Here is a 21,011-nt window from a genome sequence, read left to right as displayed (position 1 = left end):
GAAGCTAATAATCTATATTCAGCCGCTAATAAAAATACCGCTAATTACTGTCTTTAATCTTTTCTATTTATATAGGGATGTCATAAAATTTTACAACATCCCTAACATGTCTCTGTTTAGTTTCTCTTACAAACTCATATCTACTGTAATATTGCTTAAATTGACACTTTTTCTATTTAAATTTTAACTCTGCACTTGCTTAACTCTATTGCTAATGCATCAATTTGTTCTTGATTTAAAAGAGATAGTGGCCCAAAAATCGGATTAGCTGTAAGTGGTTTATTAAATGACATATCACGTAATTCAGGAATATTTTGAAATCCATCTAAACTCGCTCCTATATATTTACGAAGAATTTCTATTCCTTCTTCATTTTCTAAAACATCTTTTAGTGAACTATTTATATTTAAGCAAGGATAATAATCCTGAGTTGGCTTGTACACTGCTTCAAATTTACCAGCCTCTACCTTTAATATTACATTTCCATCTCTTTCTTCAATATTAATAGGTTTATCACCTTTTAAAACCACATCAGTAAGTTTAGCATCTGGAAGAATTATTTCAGCTTCACAATTAAATGGTACATCAAAAGCATATTTAACTTTTTCATCTTCTGAAAGTTCCCAACTGCTCACATAAGTTCCTGAAGCTGATTTATATTTAATATTTGCATTCTTTAAGTATGCAAAAGGCTGAGGTTTAATAAGAGCTTTCTTAAAGCCTGGTTTATCAAAAACAGGATTTAATCCACACACATCTCTAGCAATCCATTCAACTACCGAACCATATGCGTAATGATTCATACTGTTCATCCCAGTACTACTTACAGATCCATCTGTATTTATTGAATTCCAACGTTCCCAAATTGTAGTTGCTCCCTTATTTATGCTATAAAGCCAGCTTGGAAAATCATCATTTATTAATAATTTATAAGCAAAATTATTTGCTTCTACGCTAGAAAGCACTCTACATATATAAGGTGTTCCTACAAATCCTGTGTCTAAATGTATACCTTTATCTACTAGCTTTGTCTTTAAGGCTTCAGCTACTCTATTGATATGTTCTTTTGGAAGTAAATCCATAAATAATGCAAGTACATGAGCTGTTTGTGTATCTATAGAAATCTTTCCATTTGGAGTAATGTATTCATTGCAAAAGGCTTCTTTAACTTCCTTTTGAATCTTCCTATAATATTCTGCATCATCCTTCTTTCCAATAGCTTCTGCTGTATCAGCAGCTAATTTTACTGAATAATAGTAGTATACAGTTGCAACATAATATTGATCTGTTCCTCCATTAAAAATGTCACTTTTATCAGGATTATCAAGTGCTAACCAATCTGCTATATGGTCTCCTGTTTGCCAAAGACGTTTTCCACCATCAGCTTCATCTTCTCTAATAATATAATCTACCCAAGCTTTCATGGCAGCATAATGCTTTTCAAGCATAGATTTATCTCCAAAGTAAAGATAAGTAGTCCATGGAAGAATAGTTGCTACATCTCCCCAAGCACTTGAACCATGACCTGTTCCTACTTCTCTTTGGTTTCTGACACGTGGAATTATTACAGGTACTGATCCATTAATTAATTTTTGTTCTTCTCTAAGTTCTTTCATATACTTATTATAAAAAGCTGTTGTATCTGTAAAAAAGCTTGCTGTTCCTGAGAATACTTGAGTATCTCCAGTCCATCCCATGCGTTCATCTCTTTGTGGACAATCAGTTGGAATATCTACAAAATTACCTTTTTGACCCCATTTTGCATTTAAAATCAGACGATTAACTCTTTCATCTGAAGTCTTAATTTCTCCGAGTTCATCCATATGTGAATGAATAGCATATGCTTTGAAATCATCTGGATTAAGATTTTCTATCCCATCTACTTTTACATAGCGGAAGCCATAATAAGTAAAATGAGGTCTTACATGAGACTTTTTACCATTTGAAATGTATTCATATTCTGCTTTTGCACTTCTTAAATTATCTCTATAAAAATATCCTTTTTGAAGTAGTTCCCCATATTGCATAAAAACTCTAGCATCCTTTGGAAGGTTAACCTCAAATTCTACCCAACCTGCCATATTTTGACCAAAATCTAAAACAAGTTCTCCTTTTGGTGTAATTATTTTTTTTGGCTTAAAATATTCATGTTTTATAATAGGTGGACTTAAACGTTCTTCCATAGCTCCAACCTTTAATTCTATTGGCTTTACACCAGTCCAATTGCTATCATCACAAGTTTCCTTTGACCAATCATTTATTTCATTGTTTGCATTATAATGTTCTCCATCATAAATACCACTTTTAGAAATTGGTCCAGCATGAGATTTCCAGCTTTCATCAGTTGCAATAATCATTTTGCTTCCATCTTCTTTAGTTATTATAAGTTCACATATAAGCGCCATTCTATCCCCATAAGTATTTTCAAGCCCTCCAAGACCAAAGCGTCCTGAAAACCATCCTTTTCCAAGCATCGCTCCTATAACATTCTTTCCTCGTTTAAGATACTTCGTAACATCAAAAGTTTGATATTGCATCCAGCAATCATAAACAGAATATCCAGGAAGAAGATATTCTTCCGAAATTTTCTCACCATTAATTTCCATTTCATAAATTCCTGCTGCTGTTGCATAAACTCTAGCTGACTTAATACTCCCATCAACTTCAAAGTCTTTTCTCATATATGGATGAACATCTTTATTAAGATCTGGTGTAATCCAAATGCCATTCCAAGATTCATTCACTTTTCCAGTTTCAAATGTAGCTATATCACTTTCTGCTAAATCTCCATTATCTCCTATAACTTTAACCTTCCAATAATATCTAGTACATGGTTCAAGTTTAATATTAGGTCTAAAGGATCTACTATCAGCATCTTTGCATTTACCGCTATCATATATTATAGATTCTAAATTAAATTTATCATTGTTACTAATAATAACTTGTGCACTTTCTTGTTTTTTAGCATTTGTTTCTTCAACGACCCACGAAAGACTTAAATCACTTACATTACAACCTAGTGGATTTTTAAAATGATTTGTTCTCAATCTAACTATCTTCATAATTGACCTTCCATTTCTATACTTATCGTAAATTATATTTATTGCATATACTTGTTAACTAATCCTTCTTTATTCTATTATGCAAATCTTCTATGATTTTATTGTATTTCTTGGCATCTAAATCATAAAATAACATAAATATTAATGCTATCCCTACTAAAATTGCTCCTGCTATATTATATAAGAATGATATACCTTTCATTGTCTCAGCTGATTGCATAGCATTTGGAATATAACCAACAAATACTAATACAATACCTACAATATACCCAGCTAAGCCTGAAGCAGCTTTTTGAGCAAATATAAATGTAGAACTTATAATCCCTTCTGTACGTTTACCAAATTTCCAATCAGCATAATCAACTGTATCTGGAAGCATTCCCCATACCAATGGTACAAATAATCCTCCACCAATACCGCCTGTTACAGTTAATACACATATCATTGTTATATTATCAAAGCTAACAAAATATTGGCCTATATTGGAAAGTAACACAATAGCAATTCCAAGCATTAAAGCATTCTTTTTACCAATCTTACCAACTAAAACTGGAACTAAAAGTATAGTTAAAATTAATGGAAGCATAGAAAGTAATCCAACAGTTGGTATTAAGTCTGGTCTTTTAACAGAATAAATTAAATAATACATTTGGATAGTATTTCTAATAGTAAAACCTGACATATAAAAAACAAACGTTCCTACTAGTAATAATAAGTATTTATTTTTAAATAAAGTTGGTAATGCTTCCTTTAATATTAATTCTTCTTTACTTTCTATAACAATTCTTTCTCTTACTTTCATAGACCAAAATATAAAAAGTAATAAAGCAATTGAACAATATATAACCATTGTAGTAAAGAAACCTTTTCCTTGGTTTCCTCCACCAAGCATTTCTACTAAAGGCATTGTAAATGTTACTACAAACATTAATGCTGCCATCCCTAAAAACTGAGGATAATTGTTAAGTTTAACCCTTTGATCTGGATCTTGTGTAATAGCAGGTAAAATTGCTGTGCAAGGTATTGTTACAACTGAATAAAGTACCATTACCAATAAATATGTTGCATAAGCATATATTAATTTTCCTGTATCATTAAAATCTGGCACTGTAAAACATAACACTCCCAATACACATAATGGTAAGCAGCCAAACATTACATATGGTCTAAATTTCCCCCATCTGCTTTTAGTTTTATCAACTAAATAACCCATACTGAAGTCAACTATTGAATCCAATACTCTTGCTACTAAGAATAGGCTTCCTGCAGCAACTGCACTTATTTTATATACATCTGTATAAAAAAACATTAAAAACGATGATATTGTCTGCATTACTAAAGTTGCACCAATATTTCCTCCACCAAATGCCAATTTTTCACTAAATGATAGTTTTTCACTTTTATTAAAAGAATTATTTTTATCTAAACTGTTCATATATATTTCCTCCATTGCATTTTTCTCTATTTATATACCTTAAAATCAATGCATGTTTTGATATTTCATTTATGTATTTTTAAATTATTGTATCTTTTTATATAATACAAATTTTTATTATTCATTTTTCTTAATTAATATATAATGAAGACCTCCTGTATTAATTTTATTAATCGTTTTCTTTAGTTATAGTTAATTGTTCTTTGAAAAGCCTTTCATGTAAACATTTTATCATTTACTTTTTTCTTGTTTAATAACCAATTCAAATATTTTATACAACTAACTCAAACTTCTATATAACTTTCTTAAAACTAAAATAGACTAATTATATAGATTTGTATTTTAATTATTTCTATGCTAAATTACTAATATAAACACTATTGAAAACAATTAAATTTGAAATAATAATATACAACAACAATTTGTATTGCTATTTGAATCACCATAGTTACTTATTAGATGGAGGTTTATATGAATTCATTTGAGCTTGATACTTTTTTGCGAGAACATACTTTTTATGAAAAGTTTATTTCCAGCAATATAGATCCTACAAACACTAACTCACTAAAATCTTTTATTAAAAATACAAAATTTGATGAATATATAATGAGAAAATTTCCTCTTCCAAAAGGAATATCCTTAGAAAAATTTTTTATTGATTTTAATAAAAAAACTACTGATGTCATACTTAATAGAATGGATGATATTGTATTTGTTTCTCATCCGCGCTATACTAAAACACCTGAGCATCATCATAATTATATTGAGATGATCTATGTTTATTCAGGTGAATTCCATCAAACTGTAAATGGAAAAAATATTGTAATGAAAAAAGACGAAGTTTGCATATTGGACACAAATGCTAAACATTCAATTGAGGAGACTTCTGAAAATGATATTATTATAAATTGTATTATGAGCAAAAAACATCTTGATGATATCTTACTAAATCGTCTATCTGAAAATGACTTGATTTCAAGTTTTTTTATTCATGCAATATATCAAAGCAGTGATTACAATGATTATATGCTTTTTAAGTCCGGAGCTTCAGAAAAACTTAATAAGTTAATGACAGATGTTCTTTGTGAATATTTTGATACTTCACCTTGTTCAAATGAAGTTATTAACAGTTATATGATAATAATCTTTTATGAACTATTGAAAATATTTCAAAAACAATCTAATTCTGAAAATTACTATTTACTAAAAAATACAAAAATTACAGATATAATTCTTTACATACAAAACAATTATAAAGATGCTACTTTAGCATCTGTTGCTGAACATTTTCACTTTCATCCTAATTATTTGAATTCTATTATAAAAAAATTTCAAGGTAATAATTTTACTTATGTGCTTCAAGAAGCAAAATTAAAAAAGGCTAGTTTCCTTTTAAAGAATTCTGATATGCCTGTAATAGATGTTGCTAGAAATATAGGATATGAAAATACAAGCTTTTTTTATAAGAAATTTAAAGAATATTATGGATGTAATCCAACAGAATATAGAAAAAAATAATCCAATTTCATTGCTGTTCATATTATGCAGAGAACCTAGCAATAAAAAGTTAGCGTTGTCCGAAAAGACTGAAAACTTTAATTCTACAACAATTTTATCTTTAATAATAAAGTGGCTGCTTTTATTTAACAGCCACTTTATTATTATCCCATATCTTATTCAGCAGTATATAGAGTTTTTTAAAATTCTAATACTTATTATTCAGATAAAGCTTTATATTCTCTTGAAAGTATTATAATTAAGTTTGAATTTTTTAATTTATAAAACCTTTTGTTCAAATTATAGCATCTCTATTTCAATTCCCTTAATAGCTTTTTCCAGCCTTTTTAATCCTTCTGTCAGTAATGCTCTAGGACATGCTATATTTATTCTGATAAAACCTTCACCTATTTCACCATATGTACGTCCATCATTAATTCTTAAATTACCCTTTTCAAAAATCTTCTCGCTCAGTTCCTTTGAACTTATTCCAATATTTTTGCAATCAATCCAAATTAAATAAGTAGCCTCAGGTTTTACTACCTTTATTTTAGGAATTCTTTCATTAATATAAGAAATTAAATAATCCCTGTTTCCTTGTAAATAATCCAATAATTGTTCTAACCATTCTTCGCCTTCATTATAAGCAGCAATTAAAGCTTCAATTCCAAAAGCATTAGGTTCTATTGTTTCATTTATATTTAATGACCTATTTACCTTTTTTCTGTATTCCTCATTAACTACTATTATATTTGAAGTTTTAAGCCCTGCAATATTGAAGGTTTTACTTGGTGCTGTACAGGTAATTGAATTCATTAAAAAACTTTCACTTATAGCTGCAAAAGGAATATGCTTATTTTCTCTATATACTAAATCTCTATGAATTTCATCAACTAATACTATTACATTATGCTTTATACATATATCACCTAGCTTTTTAAGTTCATCTTCACTCCAAACTCTTCCAACAGGATTATGAGGATTGCATAATATGAAAATTTTCACTTTTTCGTCTGCAGCCTTTTCTTCAAAATCTTTAAAATCAATTTCGTAGAAATCACCATTGTATTTTAATTCATTTAATACTATACTGCACTTATTGTTTGTTATAGATGAATTAAAATAATTATATACAGGTGACTGAATTAAAACTTTATCTCCAGGCTCCGTAAAAGCTTGGACAACAGCTGAAAGAGATGGTATAACACCTGTTGTAACTTCGATCCATTCTTTTTCTATTTTAAAATTATGCCTTTGAAGCCACCATTTAACTTCAGCTTCATAAAACTCATCTGGAACTCCTGCATATCCAAAAATTCCATGTTGCACCCTCTTTTCTAAAGCTTTAATAATTGGATCTGCTGTTTTAAAATCCATATCAGCTATCCACATAGGGATAATGTCTTTTTCTTGAGGAATATCCCACTTAACGCTATTTGTATTTTTTCTACTAATAATAGTATCAAAATCGTACTTCAATTTAAATCCTCCCCATAAATCATTCTACTTATCAAAAATTTTCATCTATCGTCTATCTTATTATTTTCATCAAGTCTTCCAACCATTGAAATGTCAATATACTGCATTACAATTTTTTGAATTTTTGCCAATCTGCAGGGATATTTAAGAATAGAATTAAAATGACTATACTGCATGTCTTATTTCTTCCGCTATAATTTGCGTCTTTTTAGGATCAATCTTAGTTGCATCCATAATAAGTTCCCCAATTCTTTCTGCTCTAATTATACCTGATGCTGGATTCATGACGCTATCAATCATATTATTAATTTGTACATCTACTGTAGAATATTCAAAAGCCAAAGTAGTATTTAATAATCTACAGTTTTTCATCACAAGATTCTCAATGTAACATAAACCTTGCAGACTCTCAATAGTACAATTTACAAAAGTCAAATTCTTAGAATTCCATCCCAAATATTCTCCAGAAATAAAAGAATCATATACCGTTACATTCTCACAGTTCCAAAAGGCATCCTTTGACAACATTCTTGCATTATGAATTTCGATATTTTTCCCTCCATCAAAGGAATAATTTCCCACAAGCTGAAATCCATCTACATTAATATTGTTACTGTTCATACCAAAGTAGTCTCCTTTAGCTGTCACATTTTTCAATGAAATATCATCACAGTTCCATAATGTCTCATCCGCATTTGGCATATTAACATTTTCTAATATAATTTCCTTTGCACGCCTAAATGTCTTTGGAGCTTCAATCATAGTATTTTTTATAGTAATATTTTCAGTATACCAAATTCCTGAACGAGCCATTTCAAAAAGTGTACTATCATCTAGCACAATATTTCTACAATACCATAGTGGGTACTTCCATTTAAACATAGTATGATCTATATTTATATTTTTACTTTCCTTTAACGGAGACTCCCTATCAGCAAATGTCGAGTATGAAATTTGTAAAGCTTCGCTGTTAAATAATGCTCTTTCTCCTGTTAATAATTCTTGTTCAATTATTTTCATTAATTTGTCCTCCTTAAATTCATAGCCATAATTATTCTCTTTATTTCTATCATAGCTAGCCTCAGTGCAGCTTAATTGCTGTTTCACAATATAATTTTTATAGTATGCTTATAATCTTATTATAAATAGTACAGATAAAATTTTGTTTAATTCTTGTTTTAATCATACTACTTTGAGTTAACTCTAAGTCAATACTTTTTTTAATTCTCTTCGCTAAAATGAAAAAGTAACTTCATGATTGCAATAGTAAATTCATCTTACATGAAGTTAGTCTTGCACATAAATCTAGTCGAACTATTCCTTAAATGAAATTTGAAGTATCATTTTATTAATATAAGTAGAATTTAATCATACATAACTCTAGAATTTAGTTTTGCATGAACTCTAGAGTTTACCTTTGCAAAAGATGTATAATATTCACATGATATTTGCCTGCCAAAAGGAGGCAGTCTACATGGAAAATTCAAATGACAAGTACCAGAAACATCTTACTCTTCAAGACCGTTATGATATTGAAGAGGGATTGAATCATTCCTATTCATTGACCTATATCTCACAAATAGTAGGAAAGGATAAAAGCACAATTTCAAAAGAAATTCGGAAGCACCGCATAGGCGATACGCTTCGTACATCAAATATCAATGATTGTTTAAATAGATATAGATGCTCTATACAACATCTTTGCAATGATTGCCCTGAAAGCAGGTGTTGTCATCTATGCCATAAGGCGGACTGTCGAAGCATGTGTCTGAGATATTGTTCTGAAACATGCAGGTATACAAAACGTGCGCCTTACGTATGTAATGGCTGTGGAATGATATATGATTGCAAGCAGCCACATTTTTACTACAGGGCCAATGCCGCACATACCGCTTATATAGAACAGTTGAGAATTTCAAGAGAAGGAATTTCACTATCCAGGCAGCAGCTCTACGAATTGGATTGTCTACTCACACCGCTTATTCAGAAGGGGCAATCCATCGCTCATATTTTTACAGTCCATAAAGATGAAATTCCCTGTTCGATCAAAACACTCTACAATTATATTGACCAGGGAATTTTCACTGCGAGAAACATTGATCTTCCTAAAAAGGTAAAGTACAAAGCACGAAAGAAGAAATGTACGGAACCGCTTAAAGATTACACTTATCGTGAACGTAGAACCTATAAAGACTTTCAGAAATATATCACTGAACATTATGATATGAACGTGGTTGAATTGGACACAGTTCATGGTTCCAATCACAAAGGAAAAGTAATGATGACCATGCTTTTTAGAAACAGTAGTCTAATGTTGATTTTTCTTCTGAACGATTGTAACCAGAAATGTGTGAAAGAAATCTTTGATATGCTGACAGATCTTTTGGGATTGGATAGTTTTAGAAAAAACTTCCCCGTCATACTAACCGATAATGGGGCAGAATTTAAAGATCCTGAATCCATTGAAAAAACAGATTCTGGTGAATTCCGTACGAAGGTATTTTATTGTGATCCACTAGCATCCTGGCAGAAAGGAAAACTAGAGAAAAATCATGAGTATATACGTAGGGTTATTCCAAAGGGACAATCGTTGGATAACTTTTCACAGCAGGATATGACTTTGCTGGTAAACAATATCAATAGTACAACAAGAGCCAGTTTAAATGGTCGTACTCCATTTGAGCTGGCTCTGTTGTTAAATGATCCGAACTTGCTAGAAACATTAAACTTACAAGCAATTGAATCAGATAGAATAGTGTTAAAACCACTACTTCTCAGTTAAGAAAAGTTGAATTAAACTTTGCAGGCAAATTCATTTTTATGAATAAGTAAATTCAGATGTGTGGAATTTACTTTTTTTAAGAGATTTTCAGACATCTCTTTAGTATGCCCAAAAATCAGTCAAAAAAGCCTGTTATAGTTTGATTATATCTGTGTAATATAAAAAATGAAAGCAGAAAAGCCACTATTTTAGACGTAAATTCAAGAATTCCAGCAGTTGTTCAAATGTAGAATCTCGGTTTTCATTCAAGGTAGTCGAACTATTTTTATCATGCATTTGAGATGATTGATCCTGGTAGTGGCTTAACTATTTCCTAATTATCTAAATAGAACTATTGAAAAGAACCGTATATGCACAGTTCTGCTGTTCGTCTTACCATTGACATTCTATTGCCGTTGTGTTATTTATATCATATCTTATAGCAGAATACTAAGTTCAAGAATTTAGTATTGCAAATAATAAGGTAGGCGGAATTTAGTCTTGCACAGAAAGTTCGGCTACCTATTTCTGATGCCCAAATATGCTTATAATGATAAAATAACTGCATTATTTGGCATTTAGCTAACTTATTTTATCATCTAAAATTGAATTTAGTGTAACATTTTCAATGCCTTATCTAAATCACGAATTTAACTTTTCACTTAACTTTTTAATTCTCTTCCCTAAAATGAAAAACTAATTTCGTGATTCAATCCGATTCTAACTTACAAGTACAAAATAAAAAGATGCCGTAGCTACAGCATCTTTCATTTTCCTATATTAAAGACTATTTTAATGTTCATACCATCCAATAGGTCCTGGTGTTAAATTAATATTAATTTGTTTGATTTCTTGATATTCCTCTAAACCATGCACACCTAATTCTCGTCCATATCCACTCATTTTATAACCACCCCAAGGCGCTTCATTAAAGGTTGGATTATAACAGTTTATCCATGTGATACCAGCTCTGATTTCTTTTATGACCTTTAAGCCTCTAGTTCCATTTGCTGTAAATACAGCTCCTGCTAAACCATAAACTGTATCATTTGCTAAAGCTATAGCTTCTTCTTCGGTTTTAAAGGTTTGTATAGTAACAACTGGCCCAAAAATTTCTTCTTTTACAATAGTCATTTCCGATGTACAATTGTCAAATATAGTTGGTCTTACATAATATCCTTCTGCGCATTCTCCTTCTATATAACGTTCTCCACCACAAACTAAAGTTGCGCCTTCTTTTTTTCCTATTTCAATATATTTCAATACAGTTTCCATATGTTCTTTTGAAACCAATGGCCCCATATCAGGGTTATTTACAGGATTTCCAATTGTCATTGCATTTGCTTTTTCTGCAAGACGAGCTACGAATTTATCCTTTAGTGATTCCTCAATAATTATACGAGAGCCTGCTGAACAAACTTCCCCTTGATTAAAGAAAATACCAACCATTGCCCATTCTACTGCACCTTCAAAATCAGCATCAGCAAAGATAATATTAGGTGATTTACCACCTAGCTCTAAACCAACTTTTTTAAGATTTCCAACTGCTGCTCTTGCTATTCCTTGCCCAACTTCTGTACTTCCTGTGAAAGTAACCATATCTACATCTTTACTTTCAGCTATTTCTTGACCTACAGTTCCACCTGAACCTAAAACTAAGTTTACACACCCCTTTGGAAGTTCAACTTCATCAAATATCTCAAATAAAGCAATAGTTGATAATGGTGTATTTGAACTTGGCTTAAATACAACACTATTCCCTGCAGCAATTGCTGGAGCCAATTTCCAAACTGCCATTAAAAATGGATAATTCCAAGGAGTTATTTGACCGCATACGCCAACTGGTTCATGAACTGTATAAGAATGCATTTCACCAAAGCCATCATTAACATCATAAACTCCGCCATAAGGTTTTGTAATTAATCCTGCATAATACCTAAAGCAATGAATTCCATCATCAATATCCCCCTCAGCTTCACGAAGAGGTTTGCCGTTATCTATAGTATCTAACATTGCAAATTTATCTCTTTTTTCTGAAATCTTATCTGCAATTTTAAGTAAAATATCAGCTCGTGCCTGAGCATTCATCCTTCTCCATTCGCCTTTTCCATAAAAAGCTTCCTTTGCAGCAGCAATTGCTAATTTTGTATCTTCAGTGCCACTTTCAGTAGTAAGAGCAATAACTTGTCCATTTGCTGGATTTATTACCTCTCTTGTTTTCTTTGAAATAGCTTCTACCCATTCTCCATTAATATACATCTTTTTAATTTCCATAATACACCTCACTTATTCAGTTTACAGTTAACAATTTAAAGTTAACAGTTGATTTTAGATAATTTACAGTTCTCAGTTTACAATTTACGGCTTACAGTTATTTGGACCAAGTCCATAGTTCGTGTTTGGACTTTAGGGTTTTTCCTGGTTTTACTCCTAGAACTTCGTTTCCTTTTACTGCCATAACTCCATTAACAAAAACATATTCTATGCCTTCTGGTCTTGTGTCTGTTGCTCCAAAGCAAGGGTAATCTGCTTTGTCTGCTATAACTTTAGGATCAAATACTAAAATATCTGCATCTGCGCCAATATCAATAATTCCCTTATTTATTAATCCCAGACGCTTTGCAGGCATATAAGTACATTTACTGATAGCTTCAATCAAACTAATTCTATTTTGCTCTCTTACCATAGTTCTAAAAAACTTAGGATATGTTCCTGCATCTTGTGGATGTCCTGGAATCCCTTTGTCGTACATTGTCCCTGCATCAGTAGACACCATAATATATGGTTTTTCTAATATCTCGAAGACTTCAGATTCCATCCCTACCATACCTATTCCAGTATCCTCAGGAAAATCTTTTCTAAGCTCTTCATACATTTCTCTCGTTAACCTCTGACCTCTATATTTCCCAGTTCCTGCAATTAAACTATTATAATCGCAACCCCATTTTTCAATACACCCCTCGTCAAAAACTGCACTTCCAATTGCAGTTGCAAACCCACTATATAAACCACTATCCACGGATATATCTAAACCCTCTCTTAATCCATCTTCTACCATATGAAGAGCTTCCGTTGCCATCCCCATTCCAAATTGATAAACTAAATGTGAAATATTCACTGCTGCTCCTGTCTTCCTTGAAATATCAATGGCTTCTCTTAAGAAAGAAAGACCTCCATAACAATCAGCTCTTGTATGAATAGATATTAACTTTCCATATTTTGCTGCAACTTTTGCTAATTCTAAAACTTCTACCTTAGAACTTCCTGGTACATATTCAAGACCAAAGGATAAACCACTGACTCCCAAATTAAAAGCTTCTTCTAAAAGTTCTTTCATTTTCTCAATTTCTTCTACATTTGCAGCTTTATATCTGTCTTTAACCCCAACCTTCTCTCTTAAAGCAGTATGTCCTATTTGCTCTATTTGATTTATCAAAAAACTCTCATTTTCCTTAAAGAATTCTTTAAAATTATCTGGTGACATTCCACAATTCCCATTGTATACAGTTGTAACGCCCATAGCTACCAAAACCCTAGCACAATCTAAATTACCTTCAACATGAGCATGAATATCTATAATTCCAGGACATACTATTTTCCCTTCCACCTCTAATTCCATATTACCCACAATATTTTCTCTTGTTATTACACTTATTTTTCCACCTAATATTCCAACGTTTCCAACAGTACTTCTTAACCCTTTCGTATCGATTATTGTTCCATTTTTTATAACAACATCATATATCATATTTATCACGTCCTTATGCTTTAACTGCTTTTAATTTTTTAACTTGAAACCAAGTATTAATTACTATTATTACAATAGTAACTAGCATTATTACTGTAGATAAAGCATTTACTTCTGGTGTTACTCCAGTCTTTACCATAGAGAAAATTTTAAGTGGTAAAGTGGTACTTCCTGGTCCTGTTGTAAAGAAACTAATAACAACATCATCAATAGATAAAGAAAATGCAAGCATTGCACCAGATAAAACTCCTGGCATTATAAGTGGCAGTGCTACTTTCCAAAAAGTCACAATTCTATTTGCACCTAAATCCATAGCTGCTTCTTCTAAATACTTATCAAAACCAGCAAGTCTTGCTCTAACTGTAATTACAACAAAAGGGATACTGAAGGTAATATGAGATATAACCAAACTTAATAGCCCTAATGGAACACTTAATATTGAATATATTGATAGTAAAGCAACTCCTAGTACTACTTCTGGAATTACAATAGGAATATATAATAATTTATCTATTATACCTCTTCCTTTGAACCTATATTTACTTAATCCAATAGCGCCAATTGTTCCAATAATTGTTGAAAAAACAGTACTTAAAATACCAACAATCAAGGTATTCATGAGTGCATCCATAAGCGTTCTGTTTTTAAAGAAACTTCCATACCACTGAAGGGTAAAGCTTTCGAAAACAATATTTAACTTTGAAGTATTGAATGAAAAAATAATTACATACAGAATAGGAAGATATAAAAACAAGAAAACTAGATAAATATATATATTTTTTAAAACCTTAGTTATATTTCTTTTTTGAGTTTTTGTCATTTATATCCCTCCTAAATCATCCATACTTCCACCTGATTTTTGATATAACCATACTAAAATCAAGGTAATTACTATTAAGAAAATTGAAATTGCTGAACCTAATGGCCAATTTCTTGCTGTTATAAATTGATTTCTTATAATGTTACCTATAACCTGAGTTTTACTTCCTCCAAGTATATCAGTAACAAAGAAATATCCTAAAGCTGGTATAAATACCAAAATGCTTCCTGCAAATATTCCTGGCATAGTAAGCGGTAAGGTTACCTTTAAAAAGGCCTTTGCTGGTTTGGCTCCTAAATCACTGCAAGCTTCAAGTAAAGATTTATCAAGCTTTTCAATAGAACTATATAAAGGTAAAATCATAAAAGGTAATAACATATATACAAGCCCTATCATAACCCCTGTAGTGTTATAAACTAATTCTAATGGCTGTTGAGTCAAACCTAATTTTATTAGTAAGGAATTTAATATCCCATCTTTTCTTAATATATTAATCCACCCAAATAGTCTTATTAAAGAACTAACTAAAAATGGAACTATAACCATTGCCATAAATACAGTCTTTTTTATAGTTGTTTTCTGAGCTATAAAATAGGTGAATGGATAAGCTATTACTATGCATACTATAGTTGTAAACAGTGAAATAAATATCGATTCTCCAAATATCTTCAAATATAATGGATCAAATACTTGTTTAAAATTTTCTAAAGTGAAACCAAGTTTTACTCCTCCACTTGGATCTTTATACATAAAGGCCATGATAAATACATATAAAAATGGAATTGCAACTAGCAAAATCATCCAAGTAGAAACTGGTCCAACTGTTGTGATAAGAGGTAAATTTATTTTTCCTTTTTTATTCATTTAAATCCCCCCTAATGCTTTATTTGATTTTCTGCTGTAAATACTGGATTATCAACAATATTGAAGATTTCTTGACTTTGCGATTTAATAACCACAGCATCTTCTTTTTCCCAATAAACGCAGATTTCCGAACCAACTGGCAGCAATTCTACTTTTGGAGTAGTGTTCATTTTAACTTCCATGCCAGTTGGAAGCAGAATAATTGTCTTATTAACATTACCAATATATATGTGTTCTTTAACCTTTCCAAAAAGGCTAAAGCCTTCTACTGGTTCTTTTGATAACTTTATATTTTCTGGTCTAACTAAAACATAAATTATTTCATTATCACTTATTTGTGAATCTACTGCTAATACACTTCCATTTTCTAATTTAACATCTAATACATCGTTATTTATTTTATTGGCAACCCCATAAAAAATATTTGACTCCCCTATAAAATCGGCAACAAATTTAGATTTCGGTGTTTCATATATCTCCTTTGGAGTACCTATCTGCTCTAAATTTCCTCCATACATTATTGCAATTCTATCACTCATAGTAAGAGCTTCTTCTTGATCGTGGGTTACATAAATAAAAGTAATTCCTAATTTTTTTTGAAGTCTTTTTAATTCAAATTGCATTTGCTTTCTAAGCTTTAAATCTAAGGCTCCTAAAGGTTCATCTAATAATAAAACTTTAGGATTGTTTATAAGCGCTCTGCCTATGGCAACTCTTTGCTTTTGCCCTCCAGATAATTGATCAGGCTTTCTATTTTCAAAACCAACTAATTGTACCAACTCAAGAATTTCAGTAACGCGTTTTTTAATTTCTGCCTTATTTACTTTTTTTACGGTTAGACCAAAAGCTAAATTATCATAAATAGTCATATGAGGAAATAAAGCATAATTTTGAAAAACCGTATTTACTTCTCTTGCATAAGGTTCGGTATTTTGAATTTCTTCTCCTTCAATATAAATATTTCCACTAGTAGGTGTTTCAAATCCAGCTATCATCCTTAAGGTTGTGGTTTTACCACAACCAGAAGGACCTAGCATTGTTAAAAATTCACCTTTTTTTATATCAAGAATTAAATCTTTAACTACATGATTTTCTCCATATTGTTTGTTTACATTGTCTATTTTTACGATAACCTCAGACATTTCATCCCCTCCAACGCGAGTTATTTTTATCCTTTAAACTTAGTCCATAAGTCAACTATCTTTGAAACATTATCTCCAATATCAACTAAACCTTGACTCTTTTTCATTTCTGCTTCTGGTATATTCTCAATTGTGTTATTTTTAAATTTATCTCCTAAAACCTCTCTAGCTGCTTTATTAGGATTTACGTAAGGGAAAGTTTTAGAAATAGTTGCACTAACATCTTTATCTAGAATATAATTCATGAACAAATCTACATTTTCAGGATTTTTAGCTCCATTTGTCTTCATCATCATATCAAAAGTAAAATAAATACCTTCCTCTGGATATACTACTTTTATTGCAGGATTTTGTTCTGCCGCTAAAGCACATTCACCACCATAAACTAGCCCCAAGGAACATTCACCATTTAATAATAAAGTTTTTGGACTATCTCCATTAAAGGCATGAATATTTGGTTTTAATTGTGTCAAAAAAGTTTCAGCTTTCTTTAACCCTTCATCACTTGTATCGTTGATTTTATAACCACTTGCCATTAAACCTATACCGACAATTGGTCTAGCATCTTCCACAACCACCATTGTATCCTTATATTTTGGATTTAATAAATCCTTATAGGACTTTATATTATCCTTTATTTTATCAGTATTAACAGCAATCAAAATGCTTGTGCCTAAATAAGGAATACTATATTCAGCTTTAGGATCATTTGCTTCTTTTAAATATTGCTCATCAAGATTTTTGTAATTTTCAATTTTACTTGTATCAACCTTTTGAATTAGTTCTTGATCTTTTAAAGTTTTTATATCTTGTGCTGGTCCAATTATCATATCGTAAGTACCTTTAGCACCTGACTTCATCTTAGCTAGCATTTCATCTGGATCTGTAAAAGTTGTCAAATTAACTGTAACTCCATATTTATCTTCAAAGCCTTTTACAACTTCATCTGGCAAATATTCTGACCAACATATAACGTTTAATTCTTTGCTGCTTGAAGCTGCACTGCTAGAATCCCCACTAGCAGCTGGCTTGGAGCTTGATCCACACCCTGCTAAACTTGCTGTAATTATAGTCCCCATCATTACAACTGCCATAAACTTTTTTAATGTTCTTTTAATCATATAACTCACTCCTCTTATCAAATATTACTTATAGCTTATAAAATTTTCGTAATTGGTTATCTTTCTATTCTCTTTATTTCATTTTCACAACCTTAATTTCAAAAGGATCAAAAAGGCGCATAAAGATAAATTAATCTTCATGCGCCTTTGCATATATATAATTATAAAGCCTTTTCTCCTCTTTCACCTGTTCTGATACGAACAGCTTGCTCAATATTTCTTACAAATATTTTACCATCACCAACATGTCCAGTTCCAACTTTGTCTATGACAGCTAAAAATATATCTTCTAAAACACTATCTTCTACAACTGCTTCAACCTTAATTTTAGGTAATAAATTAATATTTGTTTTAAGCCCTTTAATTTCATTTACACCTTCAACAGAACCTCTTTGAGTTCCACACCCCATTGCAGTTGAAATTGTCATACCTCCACAGTGGTATTCATCTAAAATACTTTTTACAATTTCTAATTTTTCTGGTCTTATAATTAGTACAATTTCTTTCACGTAATATCCCTCCCCAATAATTTAATATATGAAAATATGTTACACTCAGCTTTGATAACTACTTCTTGTGAATAATATACTATCAAAAACTATTTATAACAATTGTCCAAAAACACCATTTTAATTATACTTTTTAAGATATATATACTTATAAAGTAGTACTTTATTCTTTTTCCTTAACCATTTTAAATAACTGAATTCTATTTTTTATGTTTAGTTTTCTATAAATATTCAACACATGCTTTTTTAAAGTATTTGGTGTAATACATAATTTGTTGCTGATTTCATTGCTCTCAGCTCCATTTATAAGTTCATGTAATACTGATTCTTCTCGCTTTGTTAAACTATAAGTCTTAGCACATTCAGAAACCGATATTTTTTCACTTCCAGCAGTACTTTTATTTAAATCCTGAAATAATCTAAATGCTAGATGTTCCTTTATCATATCAAGTATAAAAGAATCTTCGTAAGTATAATCTTCTTTCCCTTTTAATCTAAAAAAACAAACCACTCCTACAAATTGTCCCTTATTAGCTAATATCATATTTAAAGTGTGATGCCAATTATTTGGCTCAAAATATTTCTTATAATACTCTGATTGAACTCTTTTTTCTTCTGAAATTATATCGCTTTCCCTATATACTTTGCTTTTTCCTCCAAACATTAACCCTCTGCTATAATCTATACCATCATACTTGTCCATATAATTTTCATCAGCTTTAGGTATATAATTATAAAAAACAGGATTAATTAAGGTATGACTATTTAATTCTTCTGCAATATAAAAGTCAGCACTATCAAAATTTAAAATCAAAGCCATTTGAGTAAGGAAGTTTTTTCTCATGGTCACTGAATCCTCTATAGAATTAATTTGATAAACAATATTATTAATAACCATCCAATCATTAGTTTCTAAGTTACGCATATATAAAACTTCCTTCCTTTATTTAATAAAAAAAAGACATATGATCTCTAAACCTAGAGAATTACATATGCCTCATTGCATTCTTATTTTTATATTAAATACATTTTACTCTCTCATGGTATCTATTTCAATATTATTATTTGACTATTTTTAATACCAAACCTACTACTTTAGTAGTAGGAAGTTTCAATTTTCAGGGAATAATTTATCCTTGTAATAAGATTCCGCTTGATATATTGCTCCTAATGGATTATGTGCTAAAACTCTATCTTTTACAGCAAAAATAGTTATTGGAGCTTCCGAATATTTTATAAATAGCGAATCATGTCCTACACACAATCCTAAAAGGATATTTAAATCTGTTTTTGCTTTATTTAATAATTCAGCTTGTCCAATTGGATTGCACATTGGCGCATTTGACTTTATATCAATAAATTCTTTTGAGATACTTCCATTCTTGCAGATGATAGAATTTACAGTAAATCCATTATATTTAAGGATCTTACTTAACATTTTAGCTTCATTAGCTAATCCTATACAAAACGCTATACCTATATTTTTATATTCGCATCTATTTGCAAAATCCATTATCTCTTCTAACCTTGTCTTTTCACAATATCCTTTACTTACAACTAATGCTGATGCTTTCGCAATTCTATAGTTTTCTTCCTCTTTATATATTTCTTTCATATCTTCTATATTTTCATCAAGACTTGGACAATTTTTTGGAGCTTTATCTAATTCTCCTTTGTTACATGCATGAATAGAACATAAGGCACAGTTATGCATATAAAAACCTTCTTTCAAAATTTTATTATTATTTGGCTGTTAGATATTTAATTACCGCTTTGCTATTTACTCTTAAGTACTCGGGAAATTCATTCATCCTTTTTGATTCAAGCGCAAAATAACCTTCTTCTTCTAAATTTTCATTAATAAGTGTATTATCAAATCCTAATTTCATTATTAATCTTTTATAAAAGCTACTTTGATTATCAATATCTTCTGAGGCCAAATGGAAAATTCCAATCAATCTATTTTCTATAATATAACTTAATTGCTTTGCAATCATTTCATCTGAATTAACATTAAGAAAAAGTTTTGGGAATACAGTTATAGCTTCATTATTATTAATTGTATTTAATAGTTCTGTAAGCCTTGGAGAATCTTTTCCCCAAACTTGAGGAATTCTTAATATACATGAATTTTCCTTCAATATCTCAATAATGCTTTTTTCACATGCAATTTTAAATCTTCCATAATCGGTTCTTGAATTAGGTGCATCGTCTTCATAATGTGGCTTGCTATAATCATTATCAAATACATTTGTCGTAGAGAAGAAATACAATTTACCATTATTTTCTTTCAAATACTTGGCAACTTTTGTATGCAAAATCAACTGTTTGTCAAAATCTCCTCTTAAACAAGATATAACAATCTTAGGCTCTATATTTTTTAAAATACAGTTAATATTCTCAACATCTTCTAAATCTAGCTTAAAACATAACTCTTTATTTATTGAAGGCAGATGCTCATAATAGGTTGTATAAATCTCATACTTCTCATATTTATCCATTTCCTTTATTATAGCTGTTCCTAGAAGTCCACTTCCTCCAAGTACCAAAACTTTATTCATATAATTTATCTC

General features: G+C 30.5%; 16 protein-coding genes. 2 read left to right on the top strand and 14 right to left on the bottom strand.

The genetic code is table 11. The features are described from left to right. Positions 1–176: 176 nt before the first annotated feature. A complete protein-coding gene (locus CSPA_RS14140) occupies positions 177–3,062 on the bottom strand; it encodes an alpha-L-rhamnosidase (RefSeq protein WP_015392986.1) in 2,886 nt (961 codons plus the stop codon). Between the two features lie 58 nt (positions 3,063–3,120). Next, positions 3,121–4,497, bottom strand: coding sequence for an MFS transporter (locus CSPA_RS14135; protein ID WP_015392985.1), 1,377 nt, complete (start codon positions 4,495–4,497; stop codon positions 3,121–3,123). Between the two features lie 471 nt (positions 4,498–4,968). On the opposite strand from CSPA_RS14135, the gene CSPA_RS14130 reads away from it, so the two are divergent. Further along, on the top strand, positions 4,969–6,015 hold the full coding sequence (locus CSPA_RS14130; RefSeq protein WP_015392984.1) for an AraC family transcriptional regulator: 1,047 nt from the start codon (positions 4,969–4,971) through the stop codon (positions 6,013–6,015). A gap of 279 nt (positions 6,016–6,294) precedes the next feature. On the opposite strand, the gene CSPA_RS14125 is transcribed toward CSPA_RS14130, so the two are convergent. Further along, on the bottom strand, positions 6,295–7,473 hold the full coding sequence (locus CSPA_RS14125) for a MalY/PatB family protein (protein WP_015392983.1): 1,179 nt from the start codon (positions 7,471–7,473) through the stop codon (positions 6,295–6,297). Positions 7,474–7,638: 165 nt separating this feature from the next. Further along, positions 7,639–8,493: a DUF3737 family protein gene (locus CSPA_RS14120; protein WP_015392982.1), complete on the bottom strand. Its 855-nt coding sequence runs from the start codon at positions 8,491–8,493 to the stop codon at positions 7,639–7,641. A gap of 454 nt (positions 8,494–8,947) precedes the next feature. Here CSPA_RS14120 and CSPA_RS14115 point away from each other — a divergent pair, with 454 nt between their 5' ends. Continuing rightward, on the top strand, positions 8,948–10,255 hold the full coding sequence (locus tag CSPA_RS14115) for an IS30 family transposase (protein WP_015392981.1): 1,308 nt from the start codon (positions 8,948–8,950) through the stop codon (positions 10,253–10,255). Positions 10,256–11,026: 771 nt separating this feature from the next. Here the strand turns inward: CSPA_RS14115 and CSPA_RS14110 are convergent. The 10 genes from CSPA_RS14110 to CSPA_RS14065 form a co-directional block, all read right to left on the bottom strand. Continuing rightward, positions 11,027–12,508, bottom strand: coding sequence for an aldehyde dehydrogenase family protein (locus CSPA_RS14110; RefSeq protein ID WP_015392980.1), 1,482 nt, complete (start codon positions 12,506–12,508; stop codon positions 11,027–11,029). 97 nt (positions 12,509–12,605) lie between these two features. After that, on the bottom strand, positions 12,606–13,982 hold the full coding sequence (locus tag CSPA_RS14105; protein WP_015392979.1) for an amidohydrolase family protein: 1,377 nt from the start codon (positions 13,980–13,982) through the stop codon (positions 12,606–12,608). Between the two features lie 13 nt (positions 13,983–13,995). Next, a complete protein-coding gene (locus CSPA_RS14100; RefSeq protein WP_015392978.1) occupies positions 13,996–14,802 on the bottom strand; it encodes an ABC transporter permease in 807 nt (268 codons plus the stop codon). Next, entirely contained in the window at positions 14,803–15,666 is an 864-nt protein-coding gene (locus CSPA_RS14095) for an ABC transporter permease (RefSeq protein ID WP_015392977.1), read from the bottom strand. It lies immediately after the preceding gene. Positions 15,667–15,677: 11 nt separating this feature from the next. Next, entirely contained in the window at positions 15,678–16,808 is a 1,131-nt protein-coding gene (locus CSPA_RS14090; RefSeq protein WP_015392976.1) for an ABC transporter ATP-binding protein, read from the bottom strand. A 26-nt stretch (positions 16,809–16,834) separates the two neighbouring features. Then, on the bottom strand, positions 16,835–17,929 hold the full coding sequence (locus tag CSPA_RS14085) for a polyamine ABC transporter substrate-binding protein (RefSeq protein ID WP_015392975.1): 1,095 nt from the start codon (positions 17,927–17,929) through the stop codon (positions 16,835–16,837). 161 nt (positions 17,930–18,090) lie between these two features. Continuing rightward, positions 18,091–18,438, bottom strand: coding sequence for a P-II family nitrogen regulator (locus CSPA_RS14080; RefSeq protein ID WP_015392974.1), 348 nt, complete (start codon positions 18,436–18,438; stop codon positions 18,091–18,093). A 163-nt stretch (positions 18,439–18,601) separates the two neighbouring features. Then, the gene (locus tag CSPA_RS14075) at positions 18,602–19,363 is read right to left on the bottom strand and encodes a helix-turn-helix domain-containing protein (RefSeq protein WP_015392973.1); all 762 of its coding nucleotides are present in this window, start codon (positions 19,361–19,363) and stop codon (positions 18,602–18,604) included. A 186-nt stretch (positions 19,364–19,549) separates the two neighbouring features. Next, positions 19,550–20,152: a DUF1847 domain-containing protein gene (locus CSPA_RS14070; RefSeq protein WP_015392972.1), complete on the bottom strand. Its 603-nt coding sequence runs from the start codon at positions 20,150–20,152 to the stop codon at positions 19,550–19,552. 28 nt (positions 20,153–20,180) lie between these two features. Beyond that, the gene (locus CSPA_RS14065) at positions 20,181–20,999 is read right to left on the bottom strand and encodes a sugar nucleotide-binding protein (protein ID WP_015392971.1); all 819 of its coding nucleotides are present in this window, start codon (positions 20,997–20,999) and stop codon (positions 20,181–20,183) included. Positions 21,000–21,011 lie beyond the last annotated feature (12 nt).

This window comes from Clostridium saccharoperbutylacetonicum N1-4(HMT), assembly GCF_000340885.1.
Classification (GTDB): Bacteria; Bacillota; Clostridia; order Clostridiales; family Clostridiaceae; genus Clostridium; species Clostridium saccharoperbutylacetonicum.
This window is presented reverse-complemented; position numbering and strand designations above follow the sequence as displayed.

Coding starts and splice junctions, on each gene's coding strand:
- CSPA_RS14095 (WP_015392977.1), bottom strand. CDS start 15,666: ATGAATAAAAAAGGAAAAATAAATTTACCTCTTATCACAACAGTTGGA.
- CSPA_RS14105 (WP_015392979.1), bottom strand. CDS start 13,982: ATGATATATGATGTTGTTATAAAAAATGGAACAATAATCGATACGAAA.
- CSPA_RS14135 (WP_015392985.1), bottom strand. CDS start 4,497: ATGAACAGTTTAGATAAAAATAATTCTTTTAATAAAAGTGAAAAACTA.
- CSPA_RS14140 (WP_015392986.1), bottom strand. CDS start 3,062: ATGAAGATAGTTAGATTGAGAACAAATCATTTTAAAAATCCACTAGGT.
- CSPA_RS14100 (WP_015392978.1), bottom strand. CDS start 14,802: ATGACAAAAACTCAAAAAAGAAATATAACTAAGGTTTTAAAAAATATA.
- CSPA_RS14065 (WP_015392971.1), bottom strand. CDS start 20,999: ATGAATAAAGTTTTGGTACTTGGAGGAAGTGGACTTCTAGGAACAGCT.
- CSPA_RS14085 (WP_015392975.1), bottom strand. CDS start 17,929: ATGATTAAAAGAACATTAAAAAAGTTTATGGCAGTTGTAATGATGGGG.
- CSPA_RS14110 (WP_015392980.1), bottom strand. CDS start 12,508: ATGGAAATTAAAAAGATGTATATTAATGGAGAATGGGTAGAAGCTATT.
- CSPA_RS14130 (WP_015392984.1), top strand. CDS start 4,969: ATGAATTCATTTGAGCTTGATACTTTTTTGCGAGAACATACTTTTTAT.
- CSPA_RS14115 (WP_015392981.1), top strand. CDS start 8,948: ATGGAAAATTCAAATGACAAGTACCAGAAACATCTTACTCTTCAAGAC.
- CSPA_RS14090 (WP_015392976.1), bottom strand. CDS start 16,808: ATGTCTGAGGTTATCGTAAAAATAGACAATGTAAACAAACAATATGGA.
- CSPA_RS14075 (WP_015392973.1), bottom strand. CDS start 19,363: ATGCGTAACTTAGAAACTAATGATTGGATGGTTATTAATAATATTGTT.
- CSPA_RS14120 (WP_015392982.1), bottom strand. CDS start 8,493: ATGAAAATAATTGAACAAGAATTATTAACAGGAGAAAGAGCATTATTT.
- CSPA_RS14070 (WP_015392972.1), bottom strand. CDS start 20,152: ATGCATAACTGTGCCTTATGTTCTATTCATGCATGTAACAAAGGAGAA.